The 25,403-nt window shown below is 65.0% G+C and carries 27 protein-coding genes and 1 tRNA gene; 20 read left to right on the forward strand and 8 right to left on the reverse strand.

From position 1 onward, the window contains the following. Window positions 1-146: 146 nt before the first annotated feature. From RJT48_RS14205 to RJT48_RS14220, 4 genes are read left to right on the forward strand one after another with little or no spacing between them, the layout of a single operon-like run. Window positions 147-686: an SWIM zinc finger family protein gene (locus tag RJT48_RS14205; RefSeq protein ID WP_311172998.1), complete on the forward strand. Its 540-nt coding sequence runs from the start codon at window positions 147-149 to the stop codon at window positions 684-686. Beyond that, entirely contained in the window at window positions 686-808 is a 123-nt protein-coding gene (locus tag RJT48_RS14210) for a hypothetical protein (protein ID WP_311172999.1), read from the forward strand. The genes RJT48_RS14205 and RJT48_RS14210 overlap by 1 nt, the downstream gene beginning before the upstream one ends. Before the next feature lie 4 nt (window positions 809-812). Then, the gene (locus RJT48_RS14215) at window positions 813-965 is read left to right on the forward strand and encodes a hypothetical protein (RefSeq protein WP_311173000.1); all 153 of its coding nucleotides are present in this window, start codon (window positions 813-815) and stop codon (window positions 963-965) included. A gap of 32 nt (window positions 966-997) precedes the next feature. Continuing rightward, window positions 998-1,225: a DUF8139 family protein gene (locus RJT48_RS14220; RefSeq protein WP_311173002.1), complete on the forward strand. Its 228-nt coding sequence runs from the start codon at window positions 998-1,000 to the stop codon at window positions 1,223-1,225. 8 nt (window positions 1,226-1,233) lie between these two features. Here RJT48_RS14220 and RJT48_RS14225 read toward each other — a convergent pair whose 3' ends face one another. The 5 genes from RJT48_RS14225 to RJT48_RS14245 form a co-directional block, all read right to left on the reverse strand. Next, window positions 1,234-2,427 carry a tyrosine-type recombinase/integrase gene (locus RJT48_RS14225; protein WP_311173004.1) on the reverse strand — a complete coding sequence of 398 codons (1,194 nt, stop codon included), beginning with the start codon at window positions 2,425-2,427 and terminating at the stop codon, window positions 1,234-1,236. Window positions 2,428-2,611: 184 nt separating this feature from the next. Continuing rightward, window positions 2,612-2,683 (reverse strand) — tRNA-Thr (locus tag RJT48_RS14230). Between the two features lie 165 nt (window positions 2,684-2,848). Then, the gene (locus tag RJT48_RS14235; RefSeq protein WP_311173006.1) at window positions 2,849-4,462 is read right to left on the reverse strand and encodes a hypothetical protein; all 1,614 of its coding nucleotides are present in this window, start codon (window positions 4,460-4,462) and stop codon (window positions 2,849-2,851) included. Between the two features lie 145 nt (window positions 4,463-4,607). Continuing rightward, the gene (locus RJT48_RS14240) at window positions 4,608-5,801 is read right to left on the reverse strand and encodes a tyrosine-type recombinase/integrase (RefSeq protein ID WP_311173007.1); all 1,194 of its coding nucleotides are present in this window, start codon (window positions 5,799-5,801) and stop codon (window positions 4,608-4,610) included. Window positions 5,802-6,233: 432 nt separating this feature from the next. Continuing rightward, complete coding sequence (locus tag RJT48_RS14245; RefSeq protein WP_311173008.1) at window positions 6,234-6,926, reverse strand: DUF7114 family protein; 693 nt, start codon at window positions 6,924-6,926, stop codon at window positions 6,234-6,236. Window positions 6,927-7,027: 101 nt separating this feature from the next. Here RJT48_RS14245 and RJT48_RS14250 point away from each other — a divergent pair, with 101 nt between their 5' ends. The 4 genes from RJT48_RS14250 (at window position 7,028) to RJT48_RS14265 (ending at window position 12,082) form a co-directional block, all read left to right on the forward strand. Then, window positions 7,028-8,545, forward strand: coding sequence for a carboxypeptidase M32 (locus RJT48_RS14250; RefSeq protein ID WP_311173009.1), 1,518 nt, complete (start codon window positions 7,028-7,030; stop codon window positions 8,543-8,545). A gap of 113 nt (window positions 8,546-8,658) precedes the next feature. After that, entirely contained in the window at window positions 8,659-8,841 is a 183-nt protein-coding gene (locus tag RJT48_RS14255; protein WP_311173010.1) for an HVO_0416 family zinc finger protein, read from the forward strand. 78 nt (window positions 8,842-8,919) lie between these two features. Further along, window positions 8,920-10,776 (forward strand): UvrD-helicase domain-containing protein, encoded by a 1,857-nt coding sequence (locus RJT48_RS14260; protein ID WP_311173011.1) that lies wholly within the window; start codon window positions 8,920-8,922, stop codon window positions 10,774-10,776. 7 nt (window positions 10,777-10,783) lie between these two features. Next, window positions 10,784-12,082: a M24 family metallopeptidase gene (locus RJT48_RS14265; RefSeq protein ID WP_311173012.1), complete on the forward strand. Its 1,299-nt coding sequence runs from the start codon at window positions 10,784-10,786 to the stop codon at window positions 12,080-12,082. 17 nt (window positions 12,083-12,099) lie between these two features. Here the strand turns inward: RJT48_RS14265 and RJT48_RS14270 are convergent, their stop codons facing one another. Next, complete coding sequence (locus tag RJT48_RS14270; protein ID WP_311173013.1) at window positions 12,100-12,348, reverse strand: DUF7533 family protein; 249 nt, start codon at window positions 12,346-12,348, stop codon at window positions 12,100-12,102. Between the two features lie 91 nt (window positions 12,349-12,439). Between RJT48_RS14270 and RJT48_RS14275 the strand changes: the two genes are divergently transcribed. Then, a complete protein-coding gene (locus RJT48_RS14275; protein ID WP_311173014.1) occupies window positions 12,440-13,150 on the forward strand; it encodes a riboflavin synthase in 711 nt (236 codons plus the stop codon). A 5-nt stretch (window positions 13,151-13,155) separates the two neighbouring features. On the opposite strand, the gene RJT48_RS14280 is transcribed toward RJT48_RS14275, so the two are convergent. Further along, window positions 13,156-14,166: a PrsW family intramembrane metalloprotease gene (locus RJT48_RS14280; RefSeq protein ID WP_311173015.1), complete on the reverse strand. Its 1,011-nt coding sequence runs from the start codon at window positions 14,164-14,166 to the stop codon at window positions 13,156-13,158. 131 nt (window positions 14,167-14,297) lie between these two features. Between RJT48_RS14280 and RJT48_RS14285 the strand changes: the two genes are divergently transcribed. From RJT48_RS14285 to RJT48_RS14335, 11 genes are all read left to right on the forward strand, one after another. Further along, on the forward strand, window positions 14,298-14,672 hold the full coding sequence (locus RJT48_RS14285; RefSeq protein WP_311173016.1) for a DUF7532 family protein: 375 nt from the start codon (window positions 14,298-14,300) through the stop codon (window positions 14,670-14,672). A gap of 43 nt (window positions 14,673-14,715) precedes the next feature. Next, the gene (locus RJT48_RS14290; RefSeq protein ID WP_311173214.1) at window positions 14,716-16,188 is read left to right on the forward strand and encodes a ribonuclease FAU-1 family protein; all 1,473 of its coding nucleotides are present in this window, start codon (window positions 14,716-14,718) and stop codon (window positions 16,186-16,188) included. Window positions 16,189-16,397: 209 nt separating this feature from the next. Further along, a complete protein-coding gene (locus RJT48_RS14295) occupies window positions 16,398-17,627 on the forward strand; it encodes a translation initiation factor IF-2 subunit gamma (protein WP_311173215.1) in 1,230 nt (409 codons plus the stop codon). Window positions 17,628-17,721: 94 nt separating this feature from the next. Further along, on the forward strand, window positions 17,722-18,105 hold the full coding sequence (locus RJT48_RS14300; protein WP_311173216.1) for a type II toxin-antitoxin system VapC family toxin: 384 nt from the start codon (window positions 17,722-17,724) through the stop codon (window positions 18,103-18,105). Window positions 18,106-18,108: 3 nt separating this feature from the next. Continuing rightward, the gene (locus tag RJT48_RS14305) at window positions 18,109-18,687 is read left to right on the forward strand and encodes a DNA-directed RNA polymerase (RefSeq protein WP_311173017.1); all 579 of its coding nucleotides are present in this window, start codon (window positions 18,109-18,111) and stop codon (window positions 18,685-18,687) included. Beyond that, complete coding sequence (gene spt4 / locus RJT48_RS14310; protein WP_311173018.1) at window positions 18,688-18,885, forward strand: transcription elongation factor subunit Spt4; 198 nt, start codon at window positions 18,688-18,690, stop codon at window positions 18,883-18,885. 3 nt (window positions 18,886-18,888) lie between these two features. Continuing rightward, window positions 18,889-19,422, forward strand: coding sequence for a GTP-dependent dephospho-CoA kinase family protein (locus tag RJT48_RS14315; RefSeq protein WP_311173019.1), 534 nt, complete (start codon window positions 18,889-18,891; stop codon window positions 19,420-19,422). Between the two features lie 145 nt (window positions 19,423-19,567). Then, on the forward strand, window positions 19,568-19,888 hold the full coding sequence (locus RJT48_RS14320) for a 30S ribosomal protein S24e (protein WP_311173020.1): 321 nt from the start codon (window positions 19,568-19,570) through the stop codon (window positions 19,886-19,888). Between the two features lie 33 nt (window positions 19,889-19,921). Continuing rightward, window positions 19,922-21,568 (forward strand): bifunctional N(6)-L-threonylcarbamoyladenine synthase/serine/threonine protein kinase, encoded by a 1,647-nt coding sequence (locus tag RJT48_RS14325; RefSeq protein ID WP_311173021.1) that lies wholly within the window; start codon window positions 19,922-19,924, stop codon window positions 21,566-21,568. A 61-nt stretch (window positions 21,569-21,629) separates the two neighbouring features. Further along, complete coding sequence (locus RJT48_RS14330) at window positions 21,630-21,914, forward strand: DUF5808 domain-containing protein (protein WP_311173023.1); 285 nt, start codon at window positions 21,630-21,632, stop codon at window positions 21,912-21,914. A 240-nt stretch (window positions 21,915-22,154) separates the two neighbouring features. Then, the gene (locus RJT48_RS14335; RefSeq protein WP_311173024.1) at window positions 22,155-22,847 is read left to right on the forward strand and encodes a non-canonical purine NTP pyrophosphatase; all 693 of its coding nucleotides are present in this window, start codon (window positions 22,155-22,157) and stop codon (window positions 22,845-22,847) included. Between the two features lie 35 nt (window positions 22,848-22,882). Here the strand turns inward: RJT48_RS14335 and RJT48_RS14340 are convergent, their stop codons facing one another. Next, the gene (locus RJT48_RS14340; RefSeq protein ID WP_311173025.1) at window positions 22,883-25,264 is read right to left on the reverse strand and encodes a DUF2298 domain-containing protein; all 2,382 of its coding nucleotides are present in this window, start codon (window positions 25,262-25,264) and stop codon (window positions 22,883-22,885) included. Window positions 25,265-25,403 lie beyond the last annotated feature (139 nt).

The raw sequence follows: 25,403 nt of genomic DNA on the forward strand, positions 1-25,403 counted from the left end.
CTATTCCTTCGAGATACAACGGGAAGACTTATCACAAGTACCGTCGTAGGAATAGGTGAGAAGGTCGCCTCCCTTGGGGCGTGGAAGTTCGGAAAACGCCCGGTGCTTGGAACACCGGACGGCGGCCTTCTGTGGAGAGAAAGCCAATGGAAGATAGCACTACGACGGCTGATAAGCGCATCGTTGAGGAACTGAACTACGGCTCGAAGACCGCGAAGCGCGTGGGATGGGAAGCGTGGGAGTTCGCTGTTGAAGCGCCCCACCTCGTCCGGGTGACGAACGCGAGTTACGGATACGAGAAAGACGACCACTCGTATCTCGTCGGCGTCGAAGACCGCGACGGGCTTCTCGTTCCTGCCGAGTGCGAGTGTCCGGCTGACAAGTATAACGAGGAGTACGACTGCAAGCACAAGGTCGCGCTCGCTACAATCGGCGGCCCGGTCGTTCTGCAAACGGCTGTGGACTGTCCAACCCCCACCGTGGACGGCGAAGGAACGGACTCCACGACACTCGCGGAACGCCTGCGTGCTGACGGTGGTGTGATTGCCGAGGAAAGACGCGAGGACGGCGCGGGCGTCATCGAAGCCGAACGCGAGGAGTGTCCGAACGGCGAGGAGTGGTGTCCGGGGCCGGGCGCTGATTCGCTCCCCTGCTTCGCGTGCTACGAGTTACCGGAGGAACGATAATGGCGCTCGAACGTGACCCCGCACACCTCGGGGATATTGGCGACGACGAGCCGGAACCGGAACCCGACCCCGACCGCGTCTATGAGCAAGAGATAGAACAGCGAAAGGAACGCGACGAGTAACCCGATGCCTGTCGCTTGGAAGACCAAGGAAAATTGCCCGCGCTGTGGCGACGACAGCGACGTGTGGATGTTCGAGAAGGACGAGCCGACCGTTACAAAGGAACACTACACCTGTGAGGCGTGTGGGTGTGAGTGGACGGAGGTGAGGAAGGACTAACTACGCCCCCGCCTCATCGCAAATCAACGCGAATGAGCGGATTCACCACGGGCGACCGCGTGCGTGTGGACATACCCGATACGACCGACCCCGACCACGACCGATACCACGGGCTACACGGGAGAGTGATTGACGTTCTGGAGGACGAAGTGAGCGAAGTTACGGGCGATGACCGCGATGCGGTGATTTATCGAATCGAACTCGAAAATGAGGAGACGGCTGATTTTCGCTGGCGTGACCTACGACCGCCGATTGAGTGAGTAGTCACCTACCAAATTTGCTCCACCGCGCTGTTGCGCGTTTCCGCGTCCGAGTGTAGGTATTTCATCGTTGTGTTCAAACTGGAGTGTCGAAGTTGCTCGCGGGCGTGATGAGGGCCGACGTGATTTGCCCAATAAGTAGCGACTCCGTGCCGAATGGAGTACCACGTCACGTCCTTGTGTTCGGGTATCGGAACGTCGCCGTTCTCGATGAGCCGAGAGAGCAGGGCGTTACACGACTTCGAGCCGTACTGTGTCGCTTTCTGTGTGAGCCACAACTCATCTCGGTCGTCGTACTTGGTGAGAGACGCGCGCTCATCGAGCCACCGCTCCAAGGTCTTCGCCGTCCGACTCTTGAGCGAGCAGTTCCAGATTGCGTCGTTCTTCGTGGATTCGTCCTTCGGGATGTTCAACTCCTCATCCGCCAAGTTCACCCACGAGACTTTCGCACGTCCGACCTCAATCGGGCGAAGTCCGGTATCCAGCGTGGTCGCCATTATCGAGGGGTACTTCCACGAGTTCGCTTCTTTGAACTCCTCGGGGCCGACCTTCTCTTTCGGGATACCGAGTCGCTGTGAGACGAATATCTTGAGCCGGTCGCGCTCCTCGGGCGATACCGAGTGATAGTTCTTCACCGAGGAGTATTCGAGCGCGGCTTGATACAGCGGCTCGAACGCAGAACGTCGGAGGTAGTCGCGTTCGTCCCCGCCGTTCGACTGTGAGAGTTCTATCTCAACGTCCCACTCGTAGTCCTTCCCACGCGCGTGGTTGTAGAACTTGAACAGCCGCTTAATGTCTTTCGCGTGGTGGAGAACCGTCGAGTCAATCATCCCCTTCGACTGATTCAGCACGCGAATGAACTTGTCTGCGTGGTCGGGCGTGAACGACGTGGTGTACTGATTCTCGTGTTGCCACAGCCAGCGGAACGCAGTTTCAAGTTTGTAGTGGGTTGATTCGAGCGTCGAGTCTGCCAGTCCCTCGCGCTTCTCGGGATGCTTCCCGTAGTGAGCGAGCCACGACAGGAGTTCGTGCTTGAAGTCACGGTAATCGTCCACCATATTCATCCCGAACTCCCCGAGGTCTTCCTCGGAGCGTCGGCTCACAAGTGGGTAGGTGAACTCGTAGTCCTCGGGTGCGGGCGGAATCTCTCCGCTCATCGTGTCTCCACCGCCGAGGTTGTCGAGTGGGTCGGACGGGTTCATAGACCGACCTCCAAACTCGAATCGCTGTACGGCGTGGTGGCGGACGTTATGGTGTCCTGACAACTATGCGAATCGCAAGACGGCGTCGGGGTGCCCGTGTAGTAAAAGGGCGCGTTCTTGAGTGACATTTGTTTCTCTCATAAGAACAGCGTAAAATGGGGAGAGAAACCGTGTAACCCCTGAAAGCCTGAGGGGGGATTTGAACCCCCGGTCTCGTCCTTACCAAGGACGCGCTTTACCGCTAAGCTACCCAGGCACGATGCGGGTACGTACACCCATTTTCCGCCTTCTGCACTCGATTCTACTACACAGCCGTATAAGAATGTGATGAAACCCACCGGGCGTGTCTCACCATAACGTGCCATCAAACAAATCGAGATTGCTTAGCTCCTCTAAGCGCACCGGCTTTCTTGATGTTACCTCAACTCTCGTCCCTATTCACAAGTGAGCCAATGGATAATGAATTATCAAGTAGATGAGCCAATACTGAAGGATTCTGAGTTAGGAAATTGGTCATCTCCTCATTCAGTTCATCTCTGTTTGTTTCAGTGATATTCTGCCCACCAACATACCGAGATAAATATTCACGAATAACACTACTCAAAATGTCACAGGATTCTTCAATTAGCTCTCGACCTTCCAACTCAACCTCTTCCACACTGCCCTCTCCGACGTACTCAACAGTTCTTGAACCAACTTCTTCCCCTCGATGGACTACATCTACTCTTGCATTGTATATTGTATCAAGTAGATTATATACATAAGATGGGTTGTGAGAACCTCTAAGGAGATAGGCCGCTCTTGATGCGAATATCACTCTCTCATTACTATTCACATCCCGCCCAAGAGTGGATTCTGCTGTGATGATGCTATCTATAATTTGGTCGTCAATACGATTACGCTCATAAATCAAATTGAATCTGTGAAGCGGAATTTCAAACTTACCCTCCCTCTGTGCTGACGAAATTAATGCACTATATTCTCCCCAAAATTCCTTAAACTTCTGAGCGTCATCCTCACTAAATTCGATTTTCTCAAACAATCCTCGAATCGGCCCGCTCTTTTGACTTTGACTGTAGGCTGAGTATGTTAGTGGCTCTGGAAGAGAGCGGCAACTATAGGTCACCGTCTGGTCATAGATTCCTGTTCTGTAGAATTTCCAATCGCGTTCTAACTTGTAGCCATCATCAACCCCGAGGTTTCCTTCTGGTTGCACAAGACGTATCGCAGTAACAATACTTTGGGCGATGTCCTGTACTGCACCCGGATGAGCCCCCAACCCGGTAAGGCGAAATCTGATTTTGTGAGAAGGAAATGGGAACCAATGAGACCTCGGCTTATTACTAAAAACACCTCCCAACTCTGCTTCAGTCATTCTGGAAATTTCAAGGTCTTCTATTTTTTCTTCCTCACTGAGGAGATGGTCTGCAATATTCTCCGGCTTATGCGATTTTTTCTTGAAGAACTCGACATTTGTACTAAGCTCTACGCTGTCAAAATCTCCTTCAAAATTCAACAGGGGAATGACGATTTCCGTTTCAAGTTTTTCTTCATATCGCCAATCAAAGAATTCACTGAATGCGCTTTCAAATGCATCCCTTGGTTCACTATATTCGGTAATTGGTTTATCACAGGGGCCAATATACGCGATAACCTTGTTCACGAACTTCGCAATATCTTCAACGTATGCATCGACGATTTCGTCTCTCTTTGTACCATTATCTTCCTCTGGATACGGCAGATATGATACTTCAGAATCGCTTGGAAGGTCGTCTGTGCAAGGTCTGTATCCACGCCCCTCCTCGTATAACCAATTAGCTATGTTAATTATTTCATCTCGGTTTCTTAATTCTCCCAAATCAAATTCAGGCTTCCAGAGTCCTAACCTATCAATATTGTAGTTTGGCTCATCAGGTTCTCTTAGCTCCGAAATCCGGACTGCTCGTTTTTGACGTTGGTCAAGTTCAACAACGCCTACCAATTCCTCAGTTAAGCCTGCCAACCGCTCTCTTAGCTCCTCTTTGGAGGTGGTCATTTCAGATTATTTGACTGATAGTACTGACGACCCTAAAACTTGGCCGAAAACCCACAACAGCCCGTCTAAATAGTTATTTAGTTGTCGAAAGTAACACCCAGTATAAATTTAGAAACCCGGTGCGCAGGAACCGTGTTCTCTCAGTTTACCAGATTTGTTCTACTGCTGAAGACCGAGTCTCGGAGTCTGAGTGCAGGTACTTCATCGTCGTTGTCACACTCTTGTGACGAAGTTGCTCCTTAGCGTGGTGTGGCCCAACGTGATTTGCCCAATGAGTCGCCACTCCGTGCCGAATCGAGTACCACGTCACGTCCTTGTTCTTCGGAATAGGGATGTTCCCCTCCTCGATGAGCCGGTTCAGCAGGTAATTACACGACTTCGAGCTATACTTTGTGGCCTTCTTTGTGAGCCACAGCTCATCCCGACCTTCATACTTGTCGTAAGTCGCGCGCTCATCGAGCCACCGTTCGAGGACGTTCACCGTCCGGTTCTTCAACGTGCAATTCCAGTTCGACTCGTTCTTTGTCGATTCTTCCTTTGGGATGTTCAACTCGTGAGCCTCAATATTCACCCAATCCACCGACGCTCGCCCCACCTCGATGGGCCGAAGCCCGGTATCGAGCGTGACCGCGATTAGCGACGGAACTTTCCACGAGTTTGCTTCGCGGAACTCATCGGGGCCAATTTCTTCTTTTGGAACGCCCTCCAGCCGGGCGAGATAAGTCTTGATGCGGTCGCGCTCCTCGGGCGTCACCGAGTGGTAACTCTTGACTGACCCGTATTCGAGGGCGGCGCTGTATAACTGTTTGAACGCCCCTCGATGCAGGTAGTCACGTTCCTCGCCGGTCGCTTGACTGAGGTCGAGGTCGGGTTCCCACTCCCAATCCGTTCCCTGAGTGCGGTTGTGGTACTTGAAGTACCGCTTGATGACCTTGAGGTGGTGGAGGACGCTGGAATCAATCATCGAGTCGGACATATTCAAGACCCGGATGAATCGGTCTGCCTCCGCCGGAGTGAGTTCCGTCGTATATCGCTCCTCGTAGTCCCACAGCCATCGGAAGACCGTTTCCAGCTTGTAGTGGGTGGATTTCAGCGTGGTATCGGCCAGTCCCTCGCCCTTCTCGGGGTTCTTCCCGTAGGTGGCGAGCCACGTCAGCACCTCTTGTTTGAAATCGCGGTAGTCCTCCGCGACGTTGACACCGAACTTCTCCAAGTCCTCCTTCGTCCGTTTGCTCACGAGAGGAAATGGGAAGTCGATAGGTTCGGGTGCTGGAAGGATGCCCTCATCGTCATCAACATTCGAGGGCAGGTTATCGAGAGGGTCGTCTTGGTAGGTCATTGAAGCCCCCACACCTGAGATAGCCACTCCCCTTGGGTTACACTTGGAGCGTGTGCGCTCTGTCCCTGAGTTACACTCGAAAGCACGATACTGCGGCCTGTTCGTCGCTTAGCGTTTTCGACCATTTGCTTACACCTTTTTTCTCTTTCAGAGAAAGCGCAAAATGGGGTGTAAGGGCCTGAATCCCCCGAAAGGGAACCGCGCGTCCCTAATATCGACCAAGTCCTTACCAAGGACGCGCTTTACCGCTAAGCTACCCAGGCGCGTTTCTCCGTAGCCCGGATTCGTCTTTAGGCGTTTCGATTCACGGCGCCCCGTGTGTCGATCCGGCAGGGCCGAGATCCGGAAACTCATACTGATTACTCTCGTCTCTTCCCGCCGAACGCCGCCAACGGGGGTGGCACTCAGCGGTAAAAGTGAGAGTAATCAGTATCAGGAGTCGGTCGCCGAGGAGGGTACCCGGTCGTCGCCGCCGCCGGCCGACAGCGAGGCGAGCCGTTCCGCAGTGGCCTCCGAGAAGGCGACGTCGGCCGGCTGGAGGCGGCCGTCGACGTCGCAGTCGCGACCCAGTTCGGCCGCGTAGTCCAGAAGCGCCGCGGAGGGCGTCGCGCCGACGGCCGTCATCCCGGCGACGACGGCGAGCGCGAAGACGTCGGCCTCCAGCGTGCGGTCGAGCGAGTCGACGTCCGCGCCTTCCGCGCGGCGGAGCGTCTGGTTCCGCCCGAAGGCGCGGACGACCTCGACGGCGCGGTCCGCGGCGTCGGTCCGGGCGAGCAGATAGAACCCTCGCGAGACGAGGACGTCTGCGGCGAGGACGTCGATGTCGGCGTCGATGTCGCCAGCGACGTCGAGGTCGTCGAGTCGGTCCCACGGTTCGTCGTGGGAGAGCGAGCGGGTGAGCCGGAGGCCCTCGTAGATCAGTTGCACGCCCGCAGCGCGCTCGGCGAGTCCGTCGGTGTCCGTTTCGACGCCGGTTTCGGGTGCACGGGCGCTCACGAGCGCCAGCACGGCCGGCGTCATCGGCGCGTCCGAGAGACGGTCGACCAGCACGTCGCGGAGGCGATCGGGTTCGATGTCCTCGACCGCCTCCCGGGCGGCATCACGGACCTGCACGGCGTCGTCCATCGATGCGTCCTAGCGGCGCGAGGGGCAAAGACCTTTGGAAAACCCCGACTCTCCGACCCCAGCCGTCGGCTTGATACCCGCGGGTCACCAGGGCTACGACGATGGCGACAGACACACCCGACGCCTACGACGACCTCCTCGCGGCGTACCGCCGAGTGGCGAACGTCCGTTCGGCGAGCGGGATCCTCTCGTGGGATCAACAGGTGATGATGCCCGATGACGGAACCCCCGCCCGATCGCAGCAACTCTCGACACTTTCGTCGCTCTCGCACGAACTGCTCGTCGACGACGCGGTGGCCGACGCGCTCGAGGAACTCGACGGAGCGGATCTCACCGACGAACAGGCGGCGGTCGTCCGCGAGATCCAGCGCAAACACGAGCGTGCCGTCGCCGTCCCGGCGGACCTCATCGAAGAGATCTCCGAGACGGCCTCGGAGGCGCTGCCGACGTGGAAGCAAGCGAAGGCCGAGGACGACTTCGAGGCGTTCGCGCCCGCTCTCCGGAAGCACGTCGAACTCAAGCGCGAGTACGCCGAGCACGTCGATCCCGATCGCGACCCCTACGAGGTGCTGTTCGAGGAGTTCGAGCCGTGTCTCTCACTGGAGCGTGCGGAGGCGATTCTCGCGGACCTCCGGGAGACGCTCGTTCCGATGATCGAGAAGATCCGGACCTCGGAGGTCGACCTCGCGACGGACGCGTTCACGTCGCTCGGCGCCTATCCAGCCGACGAGCAGGAGTCGCTCTGCCGGGACGTCCTCTCGGCACTCGGCTACCCCTGGGAGCGCGGCCGCCTCGACACCGCGCCGCACCCCTTCTCGTCGGGGACGACGTTCGACGCCCGCGTGACCACGCGGTTCGACGAGTCCGACCCGCTCGGCTCGCTGCTCTCGACGGTCCACGAGTTCGGACACGCGACGTACACGCTCGGGCTCCCGGACGACGCCTACGGGACCCCGCTCGGCGAGGACCGCGACCTGTCGGTCCACGAGTCCCAGTCGCGGCTCTGGGAGAACCACGTCGGCCGCTCGCAGGCGTTCTGGGAGAGTTTCCTGCCGACGTTCGTCGAGCAGTTCCCGCAGGCTGCCGACGTGACCCCGCGTGAAGCGTACGAGGCCGCAAACCAGGTGTACGAGGACAACCTCGTCCGCGTCGAGGCCGACGAACTCACCTACCACCTGCACATCCTCGTCCGCTTCGAGATCGAGCGCGACCTGATCAGCGGCGACCTCGACGTCGCGGAGGTGCCGGCCGTCTGGAACGACAAATACGAGGAGTACCTCGGCATCCGCCCCGAGACGGACACCGAGGGCTGCCTCCAGGACATCCACTGGAGCCACGGCAACTTCGGGTACTTCCCGACCTACTCGCTGGGCTCGGCGATGGCAGCCCAGCTGTACGCCGCGGCCGACGCGGAGATCGACGACCTCGACGGCGACGTCGCCGCCGGCGAGTTCGACGCGCTGCACGAGTGGCTGACCGAGCACGTCCACCGCCACGGCGCCCGCTACGAGACCAACGAACTCGTCGAGCGGGCGACCGGGGAGCCGTTCACCGCCGACGCCTTTGTCGACTACGTCACCGAGAAGTACGGCGCGCTGTACGATCTCGATTCGGTCTGATACCGAGCGCCGAAACCCCCTCAGAGCCGGCGATTACCCGCCCCTTCGTGCCGTTCTTGCCCACCGATATTCGGCAGTAGAACTAAGTAATGGTAACGCATACCACAGCCCGTATGGCCTCAGCACCGTCCTCCGACGACGCACTGTTCGACCAGTTCCTCGACGACCGCGGACACGAGACGGAGACGGTAGACTGGGAGCGGTCGTATAACAAGAAACAGTGTCCGGAGTGCGGGGCGCTCCACGACTCCGCCGCCGCCGACTGTACCGTCTGCGGCTGGGATCCCCGAGCGTAGCGGCGCCAGTTTTCGGCCCGCTCGACGGACATCCTCGAAACACGTCCTTTATCACCCACAAGCGCGTGAAAACGTTCAATGAGCAACTCGGATGCGTCGGTCACCCGACTGTTCGGTGGCCCCGGTAGCGGGAAGACGACGGCCCTCCTCGATCGGGTCGACGAACTCCTCGAGCGCGACGACGTGACGATCCGCGACATCCTCGTGGTCTCGTACACCCGGGCTGCTGCCGCTGAAGTCCGCGAACGGCTCGCGGAGCGCCGCGACGTCTCGCCGCGCGCGCTGAAGGGTAACGTCGCCACGATGCACGCGAAAGCCTACGAACTGCTGGATCTCTCCCGCGGCGACGTCGTCGGCGAGAGCGACAAAAAGGAGTTCTGTGAGGAGTACGGCATCGAGTTCGAGGACGAGTACAGCGGCGCAGGCCGCCGAACTGCCCGCTCGACGACGATCGGCAACAAGATCATCGCCACGAGCCAGTGGCTCCAGCGGACCCGCCGGGACGTCTCCGATTGGTACGACGTCCCGTTCCAGTGGAACGTCGAGGAAGTCCGGCTCCCGCCTGAGATCGACCCGAACGCCCAGGAGGGCAACAAGTACACTCCGACGTGGCCCTCCGACGACGACCGGATCGACGTCCCGGAGGTCATCCGGGCGTGGCGGGCGTACAAGGGCGAACACGGCCTCGTCGGCTTCGCGGATATGCTCGAACGGGTGCAGGGGCGCTCGCTCGTCCCGCACGTCGACTACCTCGTCATCGACGAGTTCCAGGACATCACGACCCTGCAGTACGAGGTCTACGAGGAGTGGAAACCCCATATGGAGCGGGTCCTCATCGCGGGCGACGACGACCAGGTCGTCTACGCGTGGCAGGGCGCCGACCCCAATCTGCTGCTCGACGCCGAGCGCGACGAGGACATCGTCCTCCCGAACTCCTATCGGCTGCCCTCGAAGGTGCTCAACGTCGTCAACCGCGAAATCCGCCACATCGACAAGCGGCAGGAGAAGGACCTCCGACCGCGCAAGGAGGGCGGCACCGTCGAGGGGATCGACTCCCCGTCGATGCTTGATCTCGCGCGGAACGTCCGCTACACCATCGAGCAGGGCGACGACGACGAGACGATTATGGTCCTGTTCCGGGCCCGCTATCAGCTGTTCCAGTTCATCGACGAGTTCCTCCCGCTTGGGATGCCATTCTCGGCGCTCACCGACCAGCGGATGTGGACTGATCGCCTGACACAGTACGTCCGCGCTATCGAACAACTCGAACGCGAGGAACCGATCGACGGGCTCCAGGCGCGACGACTCGCGGATATGCTGCAGGATTCGGCGTTCGGCGCGAACGACCGCGACGAACTGTTCGACCGCATCGACGAACTCCAGGAGGCGGCGGGCGTCGACGACCTGACGGATCTGGAGGTCGACCCCGACGTGATCTCGGAGTTCGCACCGTTCGCGCCGGACGGCGACGCCGCGGGCGATATGCTCCGGAAGGTGACCTCCTTCCAGCGGAACTCCGTCGAGGCGTACTTCGACGGCGAGTACCGCGGGATGGATCCCAACCGCGTCCGCGTCGGCACCATCCACTCCGCGAAGGGTCGCGAGGCGGACCACGTCTTCGTCGCGACCGACCTCACGGAGAAGGTCGTCGAGCAGATGGCCGCCTCCGTCGAGAACGAGGACGTCCCCGGCGTCGAGGACTTTACCTCCACGACCGATCCGGTGCCGATTCTCACCGACAACGAGCGCCGGGTGTTCTACGTCGGAATGTCCCGCGCCCGCGAGCGGCTCGTCCTCCTCGAAAACCTCGTCAGCGGGGCGCCGACCCTCCCGGTGAGCGTCCTCCTGCACAACGAGATCCGCGACCAGTCGGTCGAGGAGCTGCTGGCGGAGGCCCAGGAGGGCGAAACGCCCGCGCCGGAACCCGACGCGTAACCGGACGGTGGCCCGCGAGGCCTCCGAGTCGGACACGGACTCGGATCCTGAATCGGCAACTGCCCGCGACGACTCGTCAGCCACCGCTTCGCTCCCGGGTCCTGATTCGCTTGCTACCGACCGGTCGTTTCTCGACGACGCGCTCGCGGCCGCCGACGCGGTCGGCTTCGTCGCCGTCGGCGGTCGTTTCGACGCCGACCTCCGGTATCTGACGGGCCTCGATCTGTCGGCGGGGTCGTCTGCGTACGTCCGCACCGCCGGCACCGAGGTCCTCTGTGCGCCGTCCGGACCCGCCGAGCGAGTCGCGGAACGCTTCGACGGTCGGGTCGCGACTGACCGTCTCGGTGACCCCATCGGCGTGCGCGCCGCGGCCGCACTGGACGGGCTGCTCGGCGACGGGGCTGGCGGGACGGTCCTCGTTCCGGCAACGATTCCCCACGACGCGGCCGTCTACCTCGAACGCGCGGGCTACGAGTTGCAGTCGACGACGGCGGTCGAGACCGCGCGGGCGACGAAAGCGCCCGACGAGGTCGCGGCGATCCGAGGCGTTCAGCGCGCGGCCGCCGCCGGACTCCGCCGGGCCGAGCGTGTGCTCGCAGCAGCCGAGAACAGCGAGACCGACGGACAGCGGGACCAACCCTCGCCGCTCCGCCGGGAAGACGAACCGCTCACCGTCGAGCGACTCCGCCGGGCGGTGAATGCCGAACTGGCCGACTACGGCGTTCTGAGCGGGGGGAACACCGAGGTCTCGGTCGGCACCGACGCCAGTCTCGCCGGGCTGACGAGACCCGACGGCGCGACCGGTCCAACCGTCCCCGAGCGGCCGCTCTCCCGTGGTGAACTGATTCGCGTCACTGTCGCCCCGCGCGGACCACACGGGTACCACGGCGCGCTGACGCGGACGCTCGTCGTCGACAGCGACGGCGGGTGGGAGCGCCGCGCGCACGTCGCCGTCGATTCAGCCCTCGACGCCGCGCTCTCGGTCATCGAACCCGGCGCCACGCCCGCGACGGTCGCCCGCGAGGCAGACGCGGAACTCGCGGCCTTCGGTTTCGACCCGACCTCGGGCGCGGAGGACGGCTCGGCCGCCCCGCTCACGTCCGTTTACGGCGTCGGCCTCGAACGACGCGAAGCGCCGACGCTCGACGAGAACACCGACCTCGAAGCGGGGATGGTCGTCGTCGTCGCCCCCGGCGTGTGCGACGCCGAGCGCGGCTGTATCCGACTCGGGGACCTCGTCGTTGTCACCGACGACGGCGGCGACCTGCTCGTGGACGCCTCGCGGTCGTTCGTGCCCCAGAAGTGAATCCGCGTCGGGGACGGCTACGCGTCCTCGTCGTCCTCGGGCGCCTTCACGACGCTGCCGACGACGCGCTCGCCGATCTCCGCCGGGACGTCGCCCGGGGTCGTCAGGTACTGTGGAAGCGCGACCATCCCGACCGCGACCGCCAGCAGGCCGGCCCCGAGCAGCGTCTCGCCCGCGAGTAGCCGCGAGAGCCCGAAGATCCCGACCGGCGCGGCGAAGACGAGCGTCGCGGCCAGCTGGATCGTTCCGGCGATTCCCAGTCGCATTATGCGCTCTCGGCGGCCTCGGAGTAAAAGACTCGCGGTCGGTTCGGGCCGGTTCCGGGACGCTTTTCGGAGCTGCGACCAACTCTACGGTATGTTCACCGGAATCGTCGAGACGACGGGGACGGTCGTCGAGACGACCGCAGACGAGGGGGGCCGCCGGCTCCGGATCGCGCCCGACGTCGGGAGAGCGGCCGAGCCCGGCTCCGGGGGAGCGACGGGCGCCGAAGCGGATGCTGACTCGGACGCCAACGCCTCCGGTGCCGCCGACGCGACGTACGCCGATCTGCACCACGGCCAGTCGATCAGCGTCAGCGGCGTCTGTCTGACCGTCGAGGCGTTCGAGAGGCCGCCCGACCCGTGGTTCGAGGTGTTCCTCGCGGCCGAAACCGTCGAGAAGACGTATCTCGGCTCGGTCGAATCGGGTGACTGCGTGAACCTCGAACGCGCGCTCGCGGCCGACGGCCGGTTCGACGGCCATCTCGTGCAGGGACACGTCGACACGACGACCGAGGTGACCGGAATCGAACGCGTCGGCGACGACTGGGTCTTCGAGTTCGCACTTCCGGCGGATATCGCCCAGTACGTCGTCGGCAAGGGATCGATCGCGCTCGACGGCATCAGCCTCACCGTCGCCGAGCGCGGCGCCAGCGCCTTCGGGGTCGCGATCATCCCGACGACCTACGAGTTGACGACGCTCTCGGAGAAATCAGTCGGCGATCCCGTCCACGTCGAGGTCGACGTCGTCGCGAAGTACGTCGAGCAGATGGTCGCGGGCTACCGCGACGCCGTCGGCGGGAAGTGACCCGCTCACTCGAATTCCGTCAGTTCTGATTCGAGCCGCGAGCCGTCGGCCGGCGGCGCGTGGGCCTCGTGGTAGCTGTCGCGGTACTTCTGGATCTTCCGGACGAGATACAGGCCGAAGATGCCGTCGTAGATCAGCACGTAGATCAGGAACGGTGCCAGTCCCGACAGTCCCGTCACGGCGGCGATGAGCGCCGAGCCGATGCCGACAGTCGAGTTGTACGTGGCGTGGATCAGCGCAGCGATGATGATCCCCTTCACGACGATCGGCCCGCGGTTGCCGGGATTGAACTTCGCGAGCCCCAGGTAGTAGCCGGCGATCGCCGAGTAGATCACGTGTCCCGGGCCCGCAAGCGCGCGGATGGCCGTGATGCCGCCGCCGACGCCGATGAGTTCGGGGCCGAAGCCGAGATCCATCCCGCCGTTGGGGAGCTGTCGGGTGATGTACAGGGCGTTCTCGATCACGGCGAAGCCCAGTCCGGCCATCGCACCGTAGACCGCGCCGTCCAGCACCGCGTCGAAGCGATCGTCCGTGTAGGCGTAGAGCCGCACGGCGAGGAGCTTCACCGTCTCCTCGACCGGCCCGACGACGAGAAGGAAGAAAAACACCATTCCGATCGCCCCCAGCGGCCCGAAGAACGGCCGGAGGACGCTGTTGAGCACGGCCGCGAAGTTCGCTGTCAGGACGCCGAGCAGGAACGTCGCGACGAGCAACGAGAGCGGTTCGTTCGTCGTCACGTCCGTCGAGTAGACGTACGCCGCCAGCCCGATCGCGGGGACCGCCGACAGCGCGGTGAGCAGTCCGATCTCCGGATCCGTCAGCGCCGCCAGTCCACCGATCCCGAGCAGCAAGAGGAACGCGAGAAGCACCACGGCGAGGCGTGTCGAACCGGCGAGGAGGCGCCAGGTGATCGCGGCGGCACGATCGAACCGCGTTCGGACCTCCCACGTCGCGACGTCGTAGAGGTCCATCGAGTCGTCCGCGGCCTCCTCGACCGGATCCCGTCGTTCGCTCATCTGTCGCTTCGTTCGGACCCCGGTGGCTAATGTTTTCGGGCGATACGAAGCCGATTTCCCTGGGGCCGGATCCCTCTCTCCACGACCGAACTGACGGATTAAAAAGCCGGCCGCCCGTATCGACGTCCAGAATGCACTTCGATCAGCGCACGCAGCAGGCCCTCCGGGACGTCGGCCTCTCGCGGGCGGAGATTCGGGAGGCGTCCGACCTCGTCGCAGAGGCGGTCGAGCGCGACGCAGCGCGCCTTCGGGACTTTTTCGACCGCGACGCCGTCCACTCGGATATGGAGATGGCCCACAGCAGCGGGGACATCCACGAACACGACGTCGAGTTCCTCGACCTCTTCACCCACGGGAGCGACCTCCGCGGTTACCTCCGTTTCGGAACCTGGGGCGTCCCGGTCGAGGGCGGCCGGGTGCTCTCGGAGGACGTGGTAGAACTCACGCTCGGACCGACTGTCGATGGCCGGGTCCGGTTCGCCGCCGACGCGGACGACCTCCGATGAGCGCGACGGCCGAGCAGACGCCCCGCCGGGGGGTGGCGCGACAATGAGCGACGCGGCGACTGATCCGGACGACGACCGCGCGGATGCACCCCGTGTCCGCGTCCGTGGGATCTACACGACCGCCGTGACACACCTGCTACGCGACGCCGGGTTCCCGATCGTCCAGGCCTCGGAGCCGATCCGCGAGCGGTTCGACGCGGCGTTCGGCGACGGCGGCCACGACGCGACGGTCGCGACCACGGACGACCGGCAGGGGGTCGGGATCCACGGCGACGACGACGCGGTCGCGGCGGTCGCAGCCGAACTCCGGGACGTCGGGCGCGACACCTTCGCCTGGTCGGATCCGACGCCGCCGGACGCGGTGTTCGAGGCCCGCGTGACCGAAACCCTCGGGGGCGGGGCGATCTGCGACCTCGGCGAGGCGGAGGCCTTCCTCGCGTTCGACGACGCCGAGGGCTACCTGGAGACGGGCGACGTCCGCCGCGTGCAGGTCAGAGAGAGCGCGCCGCCGTGGGCCGACCGGCGCGCGACACTCGGCACCGACATCCGTGTCGACGCCGGCCTCGCGACGCTCGTCCGCGGGCGCGATGGCGTCACGGTCGATACCCGCGACGACGCCGCGGGGCGCGAACTCGCCGGGATGACCGACCTTCTCTCCGTCGAGGTGCCCGACGGCTGGGGAATCGAGTGGTCCCACGCCGCGACGCGGGCCGGGATGGACGCGCTCGAAGCAGCCCTGGAACGGGCCGTCGAGCGCGCTGAGGGCCTCGCTGCGGCACTCGACGACGATGGCGACGTCGAGGCAGACCCCGACACCGCACCGCGTCGCCTCGCCACCCCCGCGACCGGCCGGTGGCTGTGGTTCGGCCGCGAGTCCCGCTTCGCGCTCGACGATGCCCGCCGGTCGGTGACGGCGACGATGTCCGGCCACCACCGGACGAAAGCCGCGAGCGAGGCCGCAAGCGCCGGCGTCGACCTCGCGGAAGCGCTCTGTGGCTCCCTCGGGGACGAGAAGTTCCCCTTCGCGACTGTGACGCGGCAGTTCGGTCCCGTCGAGGGCGACCGCGTCGCGATCCGGCACGGCAAGCCCGACGGGCGAGCGTTCTCGCTTGGCCGCGGCGAGGTCACTGAGTGGGACACGGACGGCACCGTCGCAGTGACGCGGACGATCTCCGGGGGCGGCACCTACGACGCGCTCGGCACCGACCAGGAACCGGGTGACACCGCGCTGACGAAGTTCCGCGAGGGCCGGTGGTGGTATCCGACCGTCTACCGGGGCGAGGGAGGCGACCACAAGGGGACCTACGTCAACATCTGCACCCCGGTCGAGTGCTTCCCCGACGAGATCAGGTACGTCGACCTCCACGTCGACGTGGTGAAGTATCCCGACGGGACGGTCGAGCGCGTCGACGACGACGAACTCGACGCGGCGGTCGAGACCGGCGACGTCCCCGAGGCGGTCGCGGAGAAGGCGCGGGCCGTCGCCACGAGCCTCGTCCGGGCGCTCTCGGAGTAGCGCCGGATCCGCCGGGGGATTCTCGGCTGCGTTCCACCGGGGCGTTCTCGGCTGCGCTCCACCGGGACGAGGTGGGCCGACTCCGCCGACGTGACCGCCGCGACGACCGGCGCTCGACCGCCTCGATTCCGGGACGCGAGCGGAGAACAGCAAGTTTATCAGTCGCTCGCGGCGAATTGCACGCAAGATTACTCTCTAGGAGGTTAATGGTGACACAACAAACACAGCAACCGGAGGTGAACATCGGACTCGTCGGACACGTCGACCACGGGAAGACGACTCTCGTGCAGGCGCTGTCCGGATCGTGGACGGACCAACACTCCGAGGAGATGAAGCGCGGCATCTCCATCCGCCTCGGCTACGCCGACGCGACGTTCCGGAAGGTCCCGGACGTCGACCCGCCGGAGTGCTACACGGTCGAAGAGACCGGTCCCGACGGCGAGGCGACCGAGCCGATCCGGACCGTGTCGTTCGTCGACGCCCCGGGTCACGAGACGCTGATGGCGACGATGCTCTCGGGGGCGGCCATTATGGACGGCGCCGTACTCGTCGTCTCGGCCACCGAGAACGTCCCGCAGGCACAGACCGAAGAACACCTGATGGCGCTGGACATCATCGGGATCGAGAACATCGTCATCGCGCAGAACAAGATCGACCTCGTCGACCGCGAGCGCGCAGTCGAGTCCTACCAGCAGATCGAGGAGTTCGTCGAGGGGACCGTCGCCGAGGACGCGCCGATCGTTCCCGTCAGCGCCCAACAGGAGGTCAACGTCGACCTCCTGATCGACGCTATCGAGCGAGAGATCCCGACGCCCGAGCGCGACGAGACGAAGTCGCCGCGGCTGTTCGCGGCGCGCTCGTTCGACATCAACCGCCCCGGCACCACCTGGGAGGAGCTCGCCGGCGGCGTCGTCGGCGGGTCGGTCGTCCAGGGGAAACTCGCCACGGGCGAGGACCTCGAGATCCGCCCCGGCCGCGAGGTCGAGGAGGGCGGCTCCTCGGAGTGGCAGCCGATCACGACCGAGATCCGCTCGCTGCAGGCCGGCGGGCGCTCCGTCGAGGAGGTCACGCCCGGCGGGCTCTGCGGCGTCGGCACGGGACTGGACCCGAGCCTCACGAAGGGCGACGCCCTCGCCGGCCAGGTCGCGGGCGAACCCGGCACGCTCCCGCCGACGCGCGAGGAGTTCACGATGGACGTCGAACTGCTCGACCGGATCGTCGGCGAGGACGAGGGCTCGGTCGAGGACATTTCGACGGGCGAACCGCTGATGCTCACCGTCGGGACCGCAACGACGGTCGGCGCAGTCACCAGCGCCCGCTCGGGCGAGGCCGAAGTGTCGCTGAAGCGCCCCGTCTGTGCCGAGTCGGGCGCGAAGATCGCGATCAACCGACGCGTCGGCGCGCGCTGGCGACTCATCGGCATCGGCACGCTGCAGTGAGCGAAGCGAGGACGGTCCCGACGCGACCACCCCGCGGTGACCCCCGGACCGGAGAACCGCGGCCCGGAGATCCGTGGACGAGACAGACGCGGAGATGACGACAGTGATACTCGATACAAACGCGCTGATGATGCCGGTCGAACTCGACGTCAGGGTCTTCGAGGAACTCGACCGGCTCCTCGGCCCGGACGTCGACTACGTCGTCCCGCGGTCGGTCGTCGCGGAGTTAGAGAAGCTCGCGGCGGCCGGCAACGGCACGGAGGCGACGGCCGCGAGCGTCGGACGCGACCTCGTCTCCCGCTGTCGGGTCGTCGAGACCGGGCAGTCCTACGCCGACGACGCGGTGGTCGAACTCGCAGAAGGGGAGGGAGGGTACGTCCTCACCAACGACAGGCCGCTCCGCGACCGGTTGCTCGAACGTGGCGTTCGCGTAATCGGTTTAAGGGGTCGAAACACATTGGAGATAACAGAACCATAACGTATGTACAAACGGGTACGACTCAAAGACACAGTTGAGGTACCGCCGCGGCACCTCGCGGACGTGACGCCACAGCGGGTCAAACGGCTCCTGCAGGACAAACTCGAGGGCCGGATGGACGAAGAGGTCGGCAGCGTCGTCTCCGTCGTCGACGTTCACGACATCGGCGAGGGAACGGTGCTGCCGGGCCGCGCCGGGGTGTACTACGAGGCGGAGTTCGACGCCATCACCTTCGACCCCTCGATGCAGGAAGTCGTCGACGGCGAGGTCGTCGAGGTCGTCGAGTTCGGCGCCTTCGTCGGCATCGGGCCGGTCGACGGCCTGCTGCACGTCTCGCAGATCTCGGACGAATACCTCGCCTACGACGGCGAGAACCAGCAGCTCGCGTCGACGGAATCGAACCGGACGCTGAGCGTCGGCGACTCCGTACGCGTCCGGGTCGTCACGAAGAGCATCGACGAGCGCAACCCGCGGGACTCGAAGATCGGCCTCACGGCCAAACAGCCCGGCCTCGGCAAGCACGGCTGGCTGGAGGCCGACCGGCAGGCCAACACCGCCACGACCGAGGCGGAGGGAGGGTAGATGGCCGAGTCCCGTCTCGCCTGCCGGGAGTGTCACTACATCAACCACGGCGACGCGCAGGCGTGTGAGAACTGCGGGTCGAGCAGCCTCACCGAGGACTGGGCGGGCTACGTGGTCATCCCCCACCCCGGGGAGTCCGAAATCGCCGAGGAGATGAACGTGACCGAACCGGGCGGCTACGCGCTGAAAGTCCGCTGAGGGATGCTCACGCTACCCGAGGAACTCCGAAGCGCGTTCAAAGAGCCGTTCGGCACGCTGTACACCGACGCCGAGTCACTGCTGTCGGACGCCGGCCGGCCCATCATCGCCGTCGGCGACGTCGTCACCTACCACCTCCGGGAGGCCGGTCACGCCCCCGCGGTCGCCGTCGTCGACGGCCGGACGAAGCGGGAGGCGGTCGACGCGGAGGTCCGCGAGGCGCTCGCCGAGCCCGAACACCGCCGCGACGTCGAGAACCCACCGGGCGCGCTCTCCGAATCGCTCCTCTCGGCGCTCGCGGCCGCGATCGACGACGACGAGCCCGTCACCATCGTCGTCGACGGCGAGGAGGACCTCGCGGCGCTCCCGGCCGTCCTCACCGCGCCGCTCGGTGCCACCGTCGTCTACGGTCAACCGGACGAGGGGATGGTCGCCATTCCGGTGACCGAGGCGGCGAAGGCCGAGATGCGGTCGCTTCTGGAGCGGATGGACGGCGACGTCGACGAGGCGTTCGACGCCCTCGGCGTCGAAAAGTGAGGCGCGCCGCCGCGATCAATACAAGCGCCCCCGCGGACTGCCTCGCCCGTCGCGCCGAAATCCCGCTTCTATCGCGTCTCACCGCCGATTTCCGCCCTTCGAAATCCTTTTACTCCTTTCGGGTGGATGGTAGGACAACTAACCCATGGAAATCGACATCATCTCCGAGGACGAGAATCCGATGTTACATCGGACCGACGTCCGGTTCGAGATCGTTCACGACGACGCAACGCCCTCGCGGCTCTCCGTGCGCGACAGCCTCGCCGCGAAACTGAACAAAGACTCCGCGGAGGTCGTCGTCCACGGCCTCGACACGAAGTTCGGGATGCGGAAGACCGTCGGCTACGCGAAAGTCTACGACTCGCCGGACTTCGCCCGGGACATCGAGCAGGACTACATGCTCGACCGGAACAAGATCGAGGCCGACGAGGACGCCGAAGCCGAGGCCGAGGCCGAAGAGGCCTGATTCGGTCGCACAGCCACGAGAACACTCTTCTCGATGCGCATCGTCGGAATCGAAGGGACCGCCTGGGCCGCGAGTGCGGCGCTGTACGACACCGACACCGGCGAGGTCGTCATCGAGTCCGACCCCTACGAACCCGACAGCGGCGGCATTCACCCCCGCGAGGCCGCCGAGCATATGGGTTCGGCCATCCCCGAGGTCGTCTCGACGATCCTCGATCGGGCCGCAGCGAGCGCAGCGGATAGCGGAGAGGGAGGGTCCGACGCTGATACTGGCGGCGACGTCGACGCAGACGCCGACCTCGACATCGACGCCGTCGCGTTCTCCCGCGGCCCCGGTCTGGGCCCTTGCCTCCGCATCGTCGGCACCGCGGCGCGGGCGCTCGCGGGGACGCTGTCGGTGCCGCTCGTGGGTGTCAACCACATGGTCGCCCACCTGGAGATCGGCCGCGACCGCTCGGGATTCGACTCGCCGGTCTGTCTGAACGCCTCGGGGGCGAACGCCCACCTGCTCGGCTACCACAACGGCCGCTACCGCGTCCTCGGGGAGACGATGGACACCGGCGTTGGGAATGCAATAGACAAGTTCACGCGGCACCTGGGGTGGTCTCACCCCGGCGGGCCGAAGGTCGAAAAGCGGGCCGCGGACGGCGAGTACTACGACCTCCCGTACGTCGTCAAGGGGATGGACTTCTCCTTCTCGGGGATCACCTCCGCGGCGAAGGAGGCCGTCGACGACGGCGTGCCGGTCGAGGACGTCTGCGCGGGCCTCCAGGAGACGATCTTCGCGATGTTGACAGAGGTCGCCGAGCGCGCGCTGTCGCTGACCGGCACGGACGAGTTGGTCCTCGGCGGCGGCGTCGGGCAGAACGACCGCCTGCGGGCGATGCTCGCGTCGATGTGCGAGCAGCGCGGCGCGGACTTCTACGCCCCCGAACCGCGTTTCCTCCGCGACAACGCCGGGATGATCGCCGTCCTCGGCGCGAAGATGTACGCCGCCGGCGACACGCTCGATATCGCAGACTCCTCTGTCGATCCGAACTTCCGCCCCGACGAGGTTCCGGTCACCTGGCGTGACGACGCGGAATCGGTCGTCAGAGAGCCGACCGCCTCGGGAACGATCCGCGGGGCGGAGGCGACGGTCACGATGGCCGACGACCGCGTGATCAAGCGGCGCGAGCCGAAAGCCTACCGCCACCCGGCGCTTGACGAGCGGCTCCGAGCCGAGCGGACGCGGGCGGAAGCGCGGCTGACGAGCGCTGCCCGCCGGATCGGCGTACCGACGCCCGTCGTCTACGACGTCGACCCCGCCGAGGGGACGCTCGTCTTCGAGCGCGTCGGGACGGCGGATCTCGCGACCGCGCTCTCGGCCGCACGGTGCCGGGCGGTCGGCGGCCACCTCGCGGCGATCCACGACGCCGGCTTCGTCCACGGCGACCCGACCACCCGGAACGTCCGCGTCGGCGCCGAGCGGACGTACCTCGTCGATTTCGGACTCGGGTACCACACCGGACACGTCGAGGACCACGCGATGGACCTCCACGTCTTCAGAGGGAGCGTCGCCGGGACCGCCGCCGACCCCGACCCGCTCCTCGATGCGTTCGAGGCGGGCTACGCCGACGCGGGCGCGGCGGACGTCCTGCGTCGACTCCGCGAGATCGAGGGGCGCGGCCGGTATCAGTGACCGGAGCGCACCCGGCGTCTGATGCCAAAACGATTTATTGCCGCCCGGCGTACCGTTCTGTATGGCAGACAAACCGAAACAGGGCGAGATCCTCGGGATTCCGTACAACTTCGAGCGGCCGTCGATGGGTCGACTGCTCTCGTCGTACTGGCAGCCCGGGAAGGGGATGCTCGTCAAGAAACCGTTCGGCATCGGCTACACGCTCAACCTCGCGAGCTGGCGCTCGTGGGTCGCCCTCGCCGTGGTCGGCGCGCTCCTCTGGCAGGAGCGTGGCGGCGACGACGGCGACGCCGAAGAAGCGGCCGACGAGGACGAGGAAGGCCCCGTCGAAGTCATCGTCGACTGATCGCTGTTCCGCGTCATCGTCGACTGATCGCTGTTCCGCGTCATCGTCGACTGATCGCCGTTCCGCGTCATCGTCGACTGATCGCTGTTCCGCGTCATCGTCGACTGATCGCCGTTCCGCGTCATCGTCGACTGATCGCCGTTCCGCGTCATCGTCGACTGGCCACCGTTCCACGAGTTGCCACGGCGACCGCGGGACAACCGACGATTCTTTCTTTCGACCCGCCCGACCTCGGGGCGAATGCTCAGATACGTCACGACGAACGACGGAAAGGTCCGGGAGGCCCGCGAGTATCTCGACGGCGTCTCACAACTCGACTACGACTACACCGAGGTGCAGGCGACCGAACTCGGCCCGATCGCGGCCCGCGGGGCCCGTGAGGCGTACCGGCACGCCGGCGAGCCGGTCCTCGTCGACGACGCCGGCCTGTTCGTCGAGGGGTTCGACGGCTTCCCCGGCCCCTATTCCTCGTACGTCGAGGAGACGCTCGGAGTCGAGACCGTCGGGCGACTCGTCGCCGCCGAGATCGACGAACCGCGCCGCGCGTCGTTCCGGTGTGTGATGGCCTACTGCGACGGCGCGGCGTTCGCCGCCTCGCCCGATCCGGTCGATCGCGCGGACCGATCAGCGGCCGCCGCAGCGGGCGCGGAGAGATCCAGTGAGGACGCGGCATCGGACGACGGGGCGGAAAGGACCGACGACGCAGAGACGACAGAGGCGGCCGCCGATCCGCTTCCGGTGAAACTCTTCGAAGGCACGGTCAGGGGACGGATCGTCGAACCGCGCGGCGACGGCGGCTTCGGCTACGACCCCATCTTCGAGCACGACGGCCGCACGCTCGCGGAGATGAGTCCCGCCGAGAAGAACGCGATCTCACACCGCGGGCGGGCCTTAGAGAAGTTCGCCGAGTGGTACCCCGAGCGCTCTGAGTGAGTTACTCAGCCCGACAACTGGATTAACCGACTTTCTCACGTCGCGGACTCCGTCACCTCGTAGATCGTCACGTCGCCCGACTGGTGGACGATCTCGATTCCCTCGCCGAACGAAATCGAGCCGTACCGCGCTCGCTCGCTCGGCCCGACCCAGATGTACCGGACCTCGTACTCCTCGAGGAGCGACTCGCGGACCGAGTCGTTGCCGGTGTACATCGCGTCGACATCGCTGACGCGCTCGCTGTAGGCGGTCCCCCCGCGGTACCCGACCTCGTGTTGCCACCCGGCGACGGTCGGCACGCCGGTCAGACTCGAGGCTGGGTTGGCCGCCCAGGAGTACATCACGCGGTCGCGCCCGTCGGTGCCGCCGGCGTAAGAGCGCGTGCCAGGCGCTTCGAGTAGGGTGGGTTGTCCCGGTCGATCGTCGACCCACTCGATCGCCGCCGCCTGCTCGGGGTGGTCGGTCTCGACGAACGCCGTCGCGTCGAGCGTCGGGCCGCCCGCTGGCCGCTGCTCGAAGTGCGATCCGAGCGCGAGCACGCCGTAGACGCTCGTTGCGGCCACCAGTCCGATCACGAGGACGACGGCGACGACCCGCCGCCAGGGGACGGTGGAGGCGGCCGACCGACGTTCGCCCTCCGCACCGGATCCCCACTCGGCGACCAGCGCCGGCAGCGCGGCGCCCATCGCCGTCCCGAGGAACACCCACACCTGCATATACGTCTTGAACACGGTGTTCATCCGACCCGGCCCCGCCTGCTCGTTCACGTAGACCAGTTCTACGAGCGTGATGAGCCCCATCCCGGCGACCACGAGCACCGTCTCGTAGCCGATCGAGCGCTCGACGCGGAGCGCCACCCAGGCGAGCACGAGCAGCGGCACCGAGACCGCGAGCGTCGCGAAGCCGGTCGTATATCCGACGTACCCGGCAGCAATCAGAGCGCCGAGGAGCAAAAGCGGCCGCCGGACGGAGACCCGCGAGAGGAGGAAACCGCCCAGCCCGACGACGAACGCGCCGTGGACAAGAAGCAGAGAGCCGAACCCGCTCCGGAGGTCCGGGCCGAGGAACTCGACCGATCGCTCGCCGCCGCCGATCGCCGCACCGAGGAGAAACGGCGCGGCCAAGAGTCCCGCGACGACTCCCGCGGCTGCGGCGACGAGAAGCGCTCCGCCCACCCGCCCGAGTTCACGCTTCACGGCGACGATAGCGGCGTCCGAGCGGCCGTCTGCCGACGTCTTTCGGTCGGCCACCTGCCCCCTCATCGAGTCCCACCGGGGACGATACCCCGCCGGAAGCAACGTCCAGGGATCGGTCGGCGCGAACGTCGCAGCCAGCCAGCCGAGCGCGAGGACGCTCGGAAAACTCCAGGTGCTCTGGATCGCTTGCCAGGCCGCGAGCAGCGGAATCACGACGAGGAGGAGAACGCGTCGCCGCCGCAGCGCCGCCGCGGGCGTCCGGTAGTACGCATACCCGACCGCGGCAGCCAGAAGAAGCGTCGGCGTCCCCATCATATGCGCGTGGAGGTCGCCGTTCAACCACGCGAAGAGTGGGAACTCGTTGATCGTCCCGGGGATGACGCGGGAGGCGCTCCAGTAGCTGAACGACTCCGCTCCCGCCAGAAGCTGTGCGACGGTGTAGTCCGTCCGCCCCGCGACGTACTCGGCGATCGGCTGCTGGAGCGGCGCGGGCAGTCCGAGTAGCACGAACCGGCCGGCCGTGACGAGGTTGCTCGCGAGGCCGACAAAGAAGACGGCGGTCGCGCCGGCAACGCGCCGGGAGCGGCCCCGCTCGGCGCCGACGGCGCCGGCGAGTTCGAACGCTGCCGAGACGAGCGCGGCATAGAAGCCCGCCAGCGCGAGGTTGTAGGCGAAACGGGGCGGCGTCCCGGTCAGCCACGAGAGGAGCGTCGTCGTCAGGTGCCCGCCGTAGTAGTACTTCACCGGCTCGTTCGCGAACCAGAAGTCATCCGGCGGCAGAACCGGCGACCGCTGGAGCGTCTGCAGGAGGCCGAAGTCGAGGAACTTCTCGCCGCCGCCCGGGTGGACCGCCGGGTCGACGGCACGGATCGCGACGAGAAACAGGAATCCCGCGAGAAACACGAGCGCGGCGTCGGTCGCGGCGTCGCGGTCGAGGTCGACGCCGAGTCGGATCTCACCCCTGCGGAGCGCGGTGAGGTCGAGGGCTGCGAGCACACTGGCTGCGAGTAGCGTCAGGACGCCGGCCGCGAGTGCGATCGGTCCCCACGTCAGCCGACCGACCCAGTAGGCGGGAAGACTGAGCGTGACCAGCGCGGCGGGGACAGCGAGCCCCGCACCCCGCCCCGTCGCCGTCGGCAGGAGGCGAGCGACGAGCGGCAGTCCGAGCGTGAAGAGGGTCGCATAGAGGACCAGCCAGCGGGCGAGGAGGGCGTACTCCATACTCCGTACCGACGGAGTGGGGCGCCCGGACATACGTTTTGTGATGCGCGGGTCGTCACCGGAGTCGTCTCCGCTGCTCCTCCCCGGCGTCGACTTCGCTGCTCGCCGGGTAGCGGTTCGCTTTTCACACAGAAGCCGG

It is taken from the genome of Halobellus ordinarius, assembly GCF_031823395.1.
Classification (GTDB): domain Archaea; phylum Halobacteriota; class Halobacteria; order Halobacteriales; family Haloferacaceae; genus Haloquadratum; species Haloquadratum ordinarius.

Bases quoted from the DNA above. Each gene is read 5' to 3' on its own strand.
- RJT48_RS14210 (WP_311172999.1), top strand. From the start codon at position 686: ATGGCGCTCGAACGTGACCCCGCACACCTCGGGGATATTGGCGACGAC.
- RJT48_RS14300 (WP_311173216.1), top strand. From the start codon at position 17,722: ATGACGACAGTGATACTCGATACAAACGCGCTGATGATGCCGGTCGAA.
- RJT48_RS14260 (WP_311173011.1), top strand. From the start codon at position 8,920: ATGAGCAACTCGGATGCGTCGGTCACCCGACTGTTCGGTGGCCCCGGT.
- RJT48_RS14220 (WP_311173002.1), top strand. From the start codon at position 998: ATGAGCGGATTCACCACGGGCGACCGCGTGCGTGTGGACATACCCGAT.
- RJT48_RS14235 (WP_311173006.1), bottom strand. From the start codon at position 4,462: ATGACCACCTCCAAAGAGGAGCTAAGAGAGCGGTTGGCAGGCTTAACT.
- RJT48_RS14315 (WP_311173019.1), top strand. From the start codon at position 18,889: ATGCTCACGCTACCCGAGGAACTCCGAAGCGCGTTCAAAGAGCCGTTC.
- RJT48_RS14215 (WP_311173000.1), top strand. From the start codon at position 813: ATGCCTGTCGCTTGGAAGACCAAGGAAAATTGCCCGCGCTGTGGCGAC.
- RJT48_RS14290 (WP_311173214.1), top strand. From the start codon at position 14,716: ATGAGCGACGCGGCGACTGATCCGGACGACGACCGCGCGGATGCACCC.
- RJT48_RS14240 (WP_311173007.1), bottom strand. From the start codon at position 5,801: ATGACCTACCAAGACGACCCTCTCGATAACCTGCCCTCGAATGTTGAT.
- RJT48_RS14285 (WP_311173016.1), top strand. From the start codon at position 14,298: ATGCACTTCGATCAGCGCACGCAGCAGGCCCTCCGGGACGTCGGCCTC.
- RJT48_RS14325 (WP_311173021.1), top strand. From the start codon at position 19,922: ATGCGCATCGTCGGAATCGAAGGGACCGCCTGGGCCGCGAGTGCGGCG.
- RJT48_RS14305 (WP_311173017.1), top strand. From the start codon at position 18,109: ATGTACAAACGGGTACGACTCAAAGACACAGTTGAGGTACCGCCGCGG.
- RJT48_RS14340 (WP_311173025.1), bottom strand. From the start codon at position 25,264: ATGGAGTACGCCCTCCTCGCCCGCTGGCTGGTCCTCTATGCGACCCTC.
- spt4 (WP_311173018.1), top strand. From the start codon at position 18,688: ATGGCCGAGTCCCGTCTCGCCTGCCGGGAGTGTCACTACATCAACCAC.
- RJT48_RS14320 (WP_311173020.1), top strand. From the start codon at position 19,568: ATGGAAATCGACATCATCTCCGAGGACGAGAATCCGATGTTACATCGG.
- RJT48_RS14335 (WP_311173024.1), top strand. From the start codon at position 22,155: ATGCTCAGATACGTCACGACGAACGACGGAAAGGTCCGGGAGGCCCGC.
- RJT48_RS14225 (WP_311173004.1), bottom strand. From the start codon at position 2,427: ATGAACCCGTCCGACCCACTCGACAACCTCGGCGGTGGAGACACGATG.
- RJT48_RS14250 (WP_311173009.1), top strand. From the start codon at position 7,028: ATGGCGACAGACACACCCGACGCCTACGACGACCTCCTCGCGGCGTAC.
- RJT48_RS14275 (WP_311173014.1), top strand. From the start codon at position 12,440: ATGTTCACCGGAATCGTCGAGACGACGGGGACGGTCGTCGAGACGACC.
- RJT48_RS14280 (WP_311173015.1), bottom strand. From the start codon at position 14,166: ATGAGCGAACGACGGGATCCGGTCGAGGAGGCCGCGGACGACTCGATG.
- RJT48_RS14255 (WP_311173010.1), top strand. From the start codon at position 8,659: ATGGCCTCAGCACCGTCCTCCGACGACGCACTGTTCGACCAGTTCCTC.
- RJT48_RS14270 (WP_311173013.1), bottom strand. From the start codon at position 12,348: ATGCGACTGGGAATCGCCGGAACGATCCAGCTGGCCGCGACGCTCGTC.
- RJT48_RS14245 (WP_311173008.1), bottom strand. From the start codon at position 6,926: ATGGACGACGCCGTGCAGGTCCGTGATGCCGCCCGGGAGGCGGTCGAG.
- RJT48_RS14205 (WP_311172998.1), top strand. From the start codon at position 147: ATGGAAGATAGCACTACGACGGCTGATAAGCGCATCGTTGAGGAACTG.
- RJT48_RS14330 (WP_311173023.1), top strand. From the start codon at position 21,630: ATGGCAGACAAACCGAAACAGGGCGAGATCCTCGGGATTCCGTACAAC.